This is a genomic window from Streptomyces chiangmaiensis (genome assembly GCF_036281785.1).
GTDB lineage: Bacteria > Actinomycetota > Actinomycetes > Streptomycetales > Streptomycetaceae > Streptomyces > Streptomyces chiangmaiensis.
Genome location: NZ_JAYWVC010000024.1, coordinates 56816 through 66384, shown reverse-complemented (window position 1 = coordinate 66384; position 9569 = coordinate 56816). Strand labels below are relative to the sequence as shown.

Below are 9569 nucleotides of genomic sequence, written 5' to 3'. Positions count from 1 at the left end.
TTACCCGCTGAAGGTTTGCTCCGCCTCGACACGCACGACGCGGTGACCGGTCTTTGCTGCCCACTGCGACAGCCGGGCGACCTGGCGCTCCAGGTCTGCTTCCTGATCGTGAGAAGACACGCGGGCATACAGGCCCAGGCCGCCGACAGCTTCCGGCGCCGCCGCAGCGTCGATGTTCACCAGGATCGTGCGCGGCCCAACACGCTGAGCGGGCACGGGAAGCGTCCCGTTACGAAACCAGCGATACGCCGTATGAGGACTGATCCCCTGCGCCCGCGCCCACTCAGTCAGATTCACATGAAGAACATAACGCCACTGAAGTATTCCCATACACACTTACCCGAGAGCAGCTCCCAACCCCTGATCGGTGCGGCCCGGGCCGTGGGCCGGACGTCTCCCACACCCGGCGTCACCGCTCGAGTCGGCGGAACAGTCCCTCCTGGACGACCGAGACGAGCAGACGTCCCTCGAGGTCGTAGATGCGCCCCCGGGCAAGGCCGCGGCCACCGACCGCGATCGGGGACTCCTGGTCGTACAGGAACCACTCGTCCGCGCGAAACGGCCGGTGGAACCACATGGCGTGATCCAGCGAAGCCATGTCGAAGCCGCGCGGCCCCCACAGCGGTTCGACGGGAATGCGGACGGCGTCAAGGAGCGTCATGTCGCTCGCGTAGGTGAGCGCGCACGTGTGCACGAGGGGGTCGTCCCCGAGCGGGCCCACGGCACGCATCCAGACGGCGCTGCGCGGCTCGGCGTTCTTGATCTCCTCGGTGGTCCAGCGCAGCCGGTCCACATAGCGGATGTCGAACGGCTGACGCCGGGCCATTCTCTCCAGCGTTTCGGGCAGCGCGCCGAGGTGCTTCTCGACCTCCTGCACCACCGTTGGCAGCGATTCAGGGCCCGGCACCTTGCGGGCCGGCGGCAACTGGTGCTCGAAGCCCCCCTCTTCAGACCTGTGGAAGGAAGCGGTCAGATTGAAGATCGTGCGGCCTTGCTGTATTGCGGTGACCCGGCGGGTGGTGAAAGACCTGCCGTCACGCACCCGTTCGACCTGGTACACGATGGGAACGCCCGGTATGCCCGGGCGCAGGAAGTACGCGTGCAGCGAGTGCACCGGCCGGTCGCCGTCGGTGGTACGACCGGCGGCGACCAGCGCCTGGCCGGCCACCTGGCCACCGAAGACCCGCTGCAAAGACTCCTGCGGGCTGCGCCCACGGAAGATATTGACCTCGATCTGCTCGAGGTCGAGCAGGTCGACGAGCCTTTCGGCTGGGTTCGTCATGAATCATTTGCTCCTGTGCTCACAGCTGGCCGACGTCGGTGACCCGGACGACGGCGCGGCCCTCAGCATCGGAGGCCGCGAGGTCGATCTCGGCGCTGATCCCCCAGTCGTGATCGCCGTTCGGATCGGCGAAGGCCTGCCGGACGCGCCACAGCCCGTTCTCCGGCTCCTCTTCGATCATCAGCAGTTTGGGGCCGCGGGCGTCGGGGCCGGTGCCGAGTTCGTCGTACTCGTCCCAGTACTTGTCCATGGCCGCACCCCACGCCTCGGCGTCCCAGCCGGACTCGGCGTCCATCTCGCCGAGCTCGTCGATCTGGTCGAGGGCGGCGAGCTCCACACGGCGGAACATGGCGTTGCGGACCAGGACGCGGAAGGCTCGGGCGTTCGCGGTGACGGGTTTGACCTCGTCAGCCTTCTCCTGGGCCTCCTCGGCCGTCAGCTCTTCGGGGTTGGCCAGCTGCTCCCACTCGTCGAGCAGGCTGGAGTCCACCTGGCGCACCATCTCACCGAGCCAGGCGATGAGGTCCTCCAGGTCGTCCGATTTCAGGTCGTCCGGGACGGTGTGCTCGAGGGCCTTGTAGGCGCTGGCCAGGTAGCGCAGCACGATCCCCTCGGTGCGGGCGAGCTCGTAGAAGGACACGAACTCGGTGAAGGAGAGCGCCCGTTCATACATGTCGCGGATGACCGACTTCGGCGACAGCGGATGGTCACCGACCCAGGGGTGGCTCTTGCGGTAGGTGTTGTACGCGTGGAAGAGCAGCTCCTCGAGCGGCTTCGGGTATGTCACGTCCTGGAGGCGCTCCATGCGCTCTTCGTACTCGACGCCGTCCGCCTTCATCGCGGCCACGGCCTCACCACGCGCCTTGTTCTGCTGGGCGACCAGGATCTGCCGAGGGTCGTCGAGCGTGGACTCGACGACCGCGACCATGTCGAGCGCGTAGGACGGCGACTCGGGGTCGAGGAGCTCGAAGGCGGCCAGCGCGAAGGTGGACAGCGGCTGATTGAGCGCGAAGTCCTGTTGGAGATCGACCGTGAGGCGCACGATTCGACCGGTGGCGTCCGGCACGTCGAGTTTTTCGACGATGCCGCCGTCCAGCAGCGAGCGGTAGATCGCGATCGCCCTCCTGATGTGCCGCAGTTGCTGCTTGCGGGGCTCGTGGTTGTCCTCCAGCAGATGACGCATCGCCTCGAAGGCGTTGCCCGGCCGGGCGATCACCGACAGCAGCATGGTGTGGGTGACCCGGAAGCGGGAGGTGAGCGGCTCCGGCTCGGAGGCGATCAGTTTCTCGAAAGTGTTCTCCGTCCAGCCGACGAAGCCCTCCGGCGCCTTCTTGCGCACCACCTTGCGGCGCTTCTTCGGATCGTCGCCGGCCTTGGCGAGCGCCTTCTCGTTCTCGATGACGTGCTCCGGCGCCTGGGCCACGACGAGGCCCGCCGTGTCGAAGCCCGCGCGCCCGGCGCGCCCCGCGATCTGGTGGAACTCACGCGCCCGCAGAGTGCGTACCCGGCTCCCGTCGTACTTGGTCAGCGCGGTGAACAGCACGGTGCGGATCGGGACGTTGACACCGACGCCCAGGGTGTCAGTGCCGCAGATGACCTTCAGCAGGCCGGCCTGGGCCAGCTTCTCCACCAGGCGGCGGTACTTGGGCAGCATGCCGGCGTGATGGACGCCGATGCCGTGCCGTACATAACGGGAGAGGTTGCGGCCGAACTTGGTCGTGAAACGGAAGTTGCCGATGAGCGCGGCGATCTCGTCCTTCTCCTCGCGCGAGCACATGTTGATGCTCATCAGCGCCTGGGCCCGCTCCACGGCCTGTGCCTGGGTGAAGTGGACGATGTAGACGGGTGCCTGCCGGTGCTCCAGGAGGTCGGTGAGCGTCTCGGTGAGCGGGGTGAGCCGGTATTCGTACGACAGCGGCACGGGACGGGTCGCCGAGCGCACCACCGCGGTCGGCCGCCCGGTGCGGCGGGTCAGGTCCTTCTCGAACATCGAGACGTCGCCGAGCGTCGCCGACATCAGGATGAACTGCGCCTGCGGCAGCTCCAGGATCGGAATCTGCCACGCCCAGCCGCGGTCGCCCTCTGCGTAGAAGTGGAACTCGTCCATCACGACCTGGCCGACATCGGCCTGCCTGCCGTCGCGCAACGCGATGGACGCGAGGACCTCGGCTGTGCAGCAGATCACAGGGGCGTCCGCGTTGACGGAGGCGTCGCCGGTGAGCATGCCGACGTTCTCCGTGCCGAAGAGCTTGCACAGCTCGAAGAATTTCTCCGAGACCAGCGCCTTGATCGGCGCGGTGTAGAAGGTGACCTCGTCCCGGGCGAGCGCGGCGAAGTGCGCGCCCGCGGCGATCATGCTCTTGCCGGAACCGGTGGGCGTCGAAACGATCACGTTCGCTCCCGAGACCACCTCGATCAGCGCCTCCTCCTGGTGTGGATAGAGGGTGAGACCGCGCTCCCCGGCCCACGACTCGAAGGCTTCGTAGAGAGCGTCGGGATCTGCGGTCTGCGGGAGCTGATCGATGAGGGTCACGCCCCCATCTTGCCTGCCCCGGCACCGGATGAGGGAATCGGATGCCGGTCCGAAGATCACGAACGCTACGCTGTGGCGCCTACGAGGCGTCAGCGCACACCGACAACTGGGCTGCGCGAGAAGAAGAATGGGGCGGGAAGCGGCCATGATGGGACCAGCACACTCACTGTCGGGGGCCGCAGCCTGGCTCGGGGTCGGGGCCGCGGCCGCCGCGGCGGGCCACCCGATGCCCTGGCCGGTCCTCCTGGTCGGGGCTCTGATCTGTGCGGGCGCCGCGCTGGCGCCGGATCTGGACCACAAGGCGGCCACCATCTCGCGGTCCTTCGGGCCGATCTCGCGCTGGGTGTGCGAGATCGTCGACAGGCTGTCGTACGCCGTCTACAAGGCGACCCGGAAGCCGGGGGACCCGCGCAGGTCCGGTGGTCACCGGACCCTGACGCACACCTGGCTGTGGGCGGTGCTGATCGGTGCGGGCACCTCGGTCGCCGCGATCACGGGCGGCCGCTGGACGGTGCTGGCCATCCTGTTCGTGCACATGGTGCTCGCCATCGAGGGGCTGCTCTGGCGGGCGGCGCGCGGTTCGAGCAGCGATGTGCTGGTGTGGCTGCTGGCCGCGACGAGCGCCTGGATACTCGCGGGCATACTCGACAAGCCGGGCAATGGGTCCGACTGGCTGTTTTCCGGGCCGGGCCAGCAGTATCTGTGGCTCGGCATGCCGATCGTCCTGGGTGCCTTGGTGCACGACATCGGAGACGCGCTGACGATCTCGGGCTGCCCGATCCTGTGGCCCATACCCTTGGGTCGCAAGCGCTGGTACCCGGTGGGCCCGCCGAAGGTGATGCGCTTCCGGGCCGGCAGCTGGGTCGAGCTGAAGGTGCTGATGCCGGCCTTCATGCTGCTCGGCGGGGTGGGCTGCGCGGCGGCGCTCAACGTCATCTGAGCCCGGGCCGGGTACGACGGGCTATCGGTCCGTCTCCCGGCCCGCCGTCGGCTCCGCGCCGCCGTATCGCCGCTCGAACCGGGCGATGCGGCCTTCCGAGTCCACCGTCCGCGCCTTGCCGGTGTAGAAGGGATGGCTCTGGGACGAGATCTCGACGTCGACGACCGGGTACGTCTCTCCGTCGTCCCACTCGATGGTCTCGTCGCTGCTCGCGGTGGATCGCGTCAGGAAGGCGTATCCGGCGGCGCGGTCACGAAAGACGACGGGGCGGTAGTCGGGATGCTTGTCCTGCTGCATGGGCTGCTCTCTGGGTCGCGGGGAACCGGCGGCGTCAGCTGAGCGACGTGTCCTCGTCGACGATGTGCACGGCCGCCTCCTCGGCCGACGCCGCTGCACCGTCGATGCCGACATCGCTCGCGATCAGCCCGCTCTCCTCGTCCTCGTGCGCCCCCTCACCGGGGGCGACGAGGCGGCCCGAGCGCGCGTCGCCCACCTCGCTGTCCAGGGGTTCCCCGTCACCGTCCAGCCAGTCCCCGATGCCGTCACCGTCAGGGACCGCGATGTCCGGGAGTTCCTCGGCGAGCCGCTCGTCGAGGGTCTCGCCGCGGTGCCCCTCGGACGCGGTCACGCCCACGTGATCCACGGCCCAGGGCCGCTCCGGTGGCGACCAGCCCCGGTCGAGAGGGTCGCCGACCCCGTCGGCTAGCAGCGTGTCCTCGGCGTCCAGCAGCCCCGCGTCGTCCTGCACCTCGGATCCGTCGGGCTGGTAGACGTCGTCTCCCCAACCGTCGGTGCTTTCCACGGGTACCTCCAGATGGTGGGACGGAACCGGGCACCGCCGCGCGTGACGGCGGACACGGTTAGCGCCGGGCGCGGGCCGTGCCCTTCCGAAGCGGGTGGCTGCGGCACGTCCCCCGCGCCGTTGCCACTTCCAGCCTTCCACCCCGCAACGGCACTGCGCAACGGCAACCGCGGTCGCAGCGCGGCACGGGTACGCGAGGCGAGGGACGGGCCGCCGGCTCCCCGGCGCCGGCGGCCGCTGTCATCCGTGCCAGGACCGCCACAACGCCGCGTACGCACCGTCCGCGGCGACCAGCTCGTCGTGGCTGCCCAGCTCGGTGATCCGCCCGTTCTCGACCACGGCGATGACATCGGCGTCGTGTGCGGTGTGCAGGCGGTGCGCGATGGCGACGACCGTGCGCCCGTCGAGGACGCGGGCCAGGGAGCGTTCCAGGTGGCGGGCCGCGCGGGGGTCGAGCAGGGACGTCGCCTCGTCCAGCACCAGCGTGTGCGGGTCGGCGAGCACCAGTCGGGCCAGCGCGATCTGCTGTGCCTGAGCCGGGGTGAGCGCGAGGCCACCGGAGCCCACCTCGGTGTCCAGGCCGTCGTCCAGGGCGCGCGCCCAGTCGTCCGCGTCGACCGCTGCCAGTGCGGCCCACAGCTCGGCGTCGACGGCGCCCATGGGGGTCGTCTCCTCGCTCGCGTGAAGCCGGTCGTGGGGGAGGGCCAGGAGCAGGTTGTCGCGCAGGGAGCCGACGAAGACATGGTGCTCCTGGTTGACCAGGGCAACGTGTGAGCGCACTCGCTCCGCGGGCATGCGGGACAGTTCCGCACCCCCGAGGGTGATCCGGCCGTCGCGGGGCGCGTAGATCCCGGCGAGCAGCCGCCCCAGCGTGGACTTGCCCGCACCGGACGGCCCGACCAGAGCGAGCCGCGTGCCCGGCGCCACCTCCAGGGAGACACGATGCAGCACGTCCACGCCGGCGCGGTAGCCGAAGCGCACCTCATCGGCCTCGACCTCATGCCCGTCGGGATTCAACGACTCGTCGCCCGCCTCGGGCTCGATGTCACGGACTCCGACCAGCCGGGCCAGGGACACCTGGGCGACCTGCAGTTCGTCGTACCAGCGCAGGATCAGGCCCACCGGGTCGACGAGCATCTGTGCGATCAGGGCACCCGTCGTCAGCTGGCCGACGTCGATCCAGCCGTGCAGGACGAACGCCCCGCCGATCATCAGGACAGAGGCGAGGATCGTGACATGCGTGATGCTCACGACGGGGAAGAGCACCGAGCGCAGCCACAGCGTGTAGCGCTCCCAGGCGGTCCATTCCTTGATCCGCCGGTCGGAGAGAGCGACGCGCCGGTCGCCGAGGCGGTGTGCCTCGACGGTGCGTCCTGCGTCCACGGTCTCGGCGAGGACGGCGGCCACGGCGGCGTAACCGGCGGCCTCGGAGCGGTAGGCCGACGGGGCACGCTTGAAGTACCAGCGGCAGCCGATCACCAGCAGAGGTACCGCGAGAAGCACGGTCGCGGCGAGCGGCGGAGCCGTGATGGTCAGGCCACCGAGCAGCAGCAGCGCCCACACCAGTCCGATCGCCAGCTGCGGCACGGCTTCCCGCATCGCGTTGGCGAGCCGGTCGATGTCGGTGGTGATCCGGGAGAGCAGATCACCGGTCCCGGCGCGTTCCAGGACGCCCGGGGGCAACCCCACCGACCGTACGAGGAAGTCCTCGCGCAGATCGGCGAGCATGCGTTCGCCGAGCACGGCACCCTTCAGACGCACCAGCCGCACGAACACGGCCTGGACGACCAGTGCGAGGACGAACAGCGCGGCGGTCCGTTCCAGGTGGAGCTCCCTTGCGCCGTCCGACACGCGCTCCACGAGCCCGCCCAGCAGATAGGGACCCACCATGGAGGCGACGACGGAGATCGTGTTCACCGCGATGAGCAGCAGGAAGGCCCGGCGGTGCCGGCGGAAGAGCTCGGCCACGTAGGCGCGGACGGTCGCGGGGGCGCCGACGGGCAGCGTGTTCGCCACCGTCGGGGCCGCCGGGTCGTACACCGGTGGCGCCACGCCGATCATGCGGTCTCCTCGATCTCTTCCAGTTCGGCCAGTACGTCTTCGGTGAGCACGTCGTCGGCTCGCTTCTCACCGGCGGCTACGCCGTCCAGCCCGGCGGCCTCCTCGTCGGTCTCGCGGGTCACGACCGCCCGGTACCGGGGATCGCCCTGCACCAGCTCGCGGTGCAGACCCACCGTCGCCACCCGGCCCTCGTGCACCAGCACGACACGGTCCGCGCGGTCCAGGAGCAGTGGCGACGAGGTGAACACGACCGTCGTGCGGTCCGCCCGCAACGCCCGGAGGCCTTCGGCGATCCGTGCCTCTGTGTGGGAGTCGACGGCGGACGTCGGTTCGTCCAGGACGAGCACCTGCGGGTCCGTGATCAGCGACCGGGCCAGGGCGAGCCGCTGACGCTGGCCGCCCGACAGGGAACGGCCGCGCTCGGTGATCCGTGCGTCCATCGGGTCGTCGGCGGCCGGTGATCCCTGGGCGAGTGCCTCGAGTACGTCGCCGCACTGTGCGGCGGCGAGTGCCTCCTCGGCGCCGACCGCGCCGGAGGCAGGCACATCGAGCAGCTCGCGCAGCGCACCGGACAGCAGCACCGGGTCCTTGTCCTGGACGAGGACGGCCGTCCGCGCCGAGTGGAGCGGCAGCTCGTCCAGCCGGACGCCGCCGAGGAGCACCGAGGCGCCCTCCTCCGCCGGGTGCCCGCCCAGCCGCTCGGCGAGCACGCCCGCTGCGTCGGGGTCACCGCAGACCACTGCCGTGAACAGGCCCGCGGGTGCGAGGAGCCCGGTCGTGGGGTCGTAGAGGTCCCCGGTCGGCAGGGATGCCTCGCGAGATCCCCTGGCGTCCGTTGCGCGCTCCAGCGACAGCACCCGGGCCGCGCGCCGGGCGGACGGCCGGGAGAAGGAGTACGCCATGGCGATCTCCTGGAAGTGCTGGAGCGGATAGGTGAGCAGCATCACGGCGCTGTAGACGGTGACCAGTTCGCCGACGGCGATCCGGCCCTCGTGAGCCAGCTGCACACCACGCCAGACGACGGCGATCATCAGCAATCCCTGCATCAGCACCTGGAGCGCCGAGATCAGGGACCACATCCGGGCGCTGCGCACCGCAGCGGTGCGGACTTCCTGCGAGGCCCCGCGATAGCGGTCCAGGAACAGCTCCTCGCCACCGATGCCGCGCAGCACCCTGAGGCCGGCGACGGTGTCCGAGGCCAGCTCGGTGGCGCGGCCCGCCTTCTCACGCTGGGTGTCGGCGCGCCGGGTCGCGCGAGGCAGCAGCGGCAGCACCGCGAGGGCCAGCACCGGCACGCCCACCGCGACGACCACGCCGAGCGCGGGCTGGTACACGACGAGACCCACGCAGACCGCCACCACGGTGAGCGCGGCGGCGCTGAAGCGCGAGACGGCCTCGACGAACCAGCCGATCTTCTCCACATCGCCGGTGGACACCGCCACGACCTCGCCCGCCGCGACCCGCCGCGTCAGGGCCGATCCCAGCAGCGCCGTTCTGCGGGCCAGGAGCTGCTGAACCCGTGCGGCCGCGGTGATCCAGTTGGTGACGGCGGTGCGGTGCAGCATGGCGTCGCCGAGCGCGATACCCAGCCCGCACAGCAGGAGGAGACCGCCTGTCTGGACGAGCCGCGCCCCCGAGCGGTCGATGACGGCCTGGACGGCGAGGCCGACGCAGAAGGGCAGCCCGCAGACGGACAGGAAGTGCAGCAGCCCCCAGGCGAGCGACTTGAGTTGACCGCCCAGCTGACTACGGCCGAGCCACCACAGGAACCGGGGCCCCGAGCGCGCGTCCGGCACACCCGGGTCGGGATACGGAAGGTCTTGAATCTGCATGACGTCCCAGCGGCTCGTGTCAGTGATGGACCGGGTCGCGGTTCGAAGGCGCGCCGGGGAGCGCCCACGGGGCCGCGAATGCCCGTAACAAACCGTGAAAGGGTCGCGTCGCGACGCGG

Annotated in this window: 8 protein-coding genes; 1 reads left to right on the top strand and 7 read right to left on the bottom strand. The window is 70.1% G+C overall.

Annotated elements, in window-relative coordinates; all coding sequences use genetic code 11:
• The 3 genes from VXC91_RS10990 to VXC91_RS10980 all read right to left on the bottom strand — a co-directional run bounded on the left by VXC91_RS10990 (nt 1) and on the right by VXC91_RS10980 (nt 3815).
• Nucleotides 1-297, bottom strand: coding sequence for a recombinase family protein (locus tag VXC91_RS10990; RefSeq protein ID WP_408057367.1), 297 nt, complete (start codon nt 295-297; stop codon nt 1-3).
• Between the two features lie 112 nt (nt 298-409).
• On the bottom strand, nt 410-1282 hold the full coding sequence (locus VXC91_RS10985) for an acyl-CoA thioesterase (RefSeq protein WP_329506918.1): 873 nt from the start codon (nt 1280-1282) through the stop codon (nt 410-412).
• Nucleotides 1283-1301: 19 nt separating this feature from the next.
• Nucleotides 1302-3815 carry a DEAD/DEAH box helicase gene (locus VXC91_RS10980; protein ID WP_329506917.1) on the bottom strand — a complete coding sequence of 838 codons (2514 nt, stop codon included), beginning with the start codon at nt 3813-3815 and terminating at the stop codon, nt 1302-1304.
• 145 nt (nt 3816-3960) lie between these two features.
• On the opposite strand from VXC91_RS10980, the gene VXC91_RS10975 reads away from it, so the two are divergent.
• Nucleotides 3961-4755 (top strand): metal-dependent hydrolase, encoded by a 795-nt coding sequence (locus tag VXC91_RS10975; RefSeq protein WP_329506916.1) that lies wholly within the window; start codon nt 3961-3963, stop codon nt 4753-4755.
• Between the two features lie 21 nt (nt 4756-4776).
• Here VXC91_RS10975 and VXC91_RS10970 read toward each other — a convergent pair whose 3' ends face one another.
• The 4 genes from VXC91_RS10970 to VXC91_RS10955 form a co-directional block, all read right to left on the bottom strand.
• Entirely contained in the window at nt 4777-5052 is a 276-nt protein-coding gene (locus tag VXC91_RS10970) for a type B 50S ribosomal protein L31 (protein WP_329506915.1), read from the bottom strand.
• Nucleotides 5053-5086: 34 nt separating this feature from the next.
• A complete protein-coding gene (locus VXC91_RS10965) occupies nt 5087-5557 on the bottom strand; it encodes a DUF5709 domain-containing protein (protein WP_329506914.1) in 471 nt (156 codons plus the stop codon).
• A gap of 240 nt (nt 5558-5797) precedes the next feature.
• Complete coding sequence (locus VXC91_RS10960; RefSeq protein ID WP_329506913.1) at nt 5798-7618, bottom strand: ABC transporter ATP-binding protein; 1821 nt, start codon at nt 7616-7618, stop codon at nt 5798-5800.
• Nucleotides 7615-9450, bottom strand: coding sequence for an ABC transporter ATP-binding protein (locus VXC91_RS10955; RefSeq protein ID WP_329506912.1), 1836 nt, complete (start codon nt 9448-9450; stop codon nt 7615-7617). Before VXC91_RS10955 ends, VXC91_RS10960 begins: the two co-directional genes overlap by 4 nt.
• Nucleotides 9451-9569: the final 119 nt, after the last annotated feature.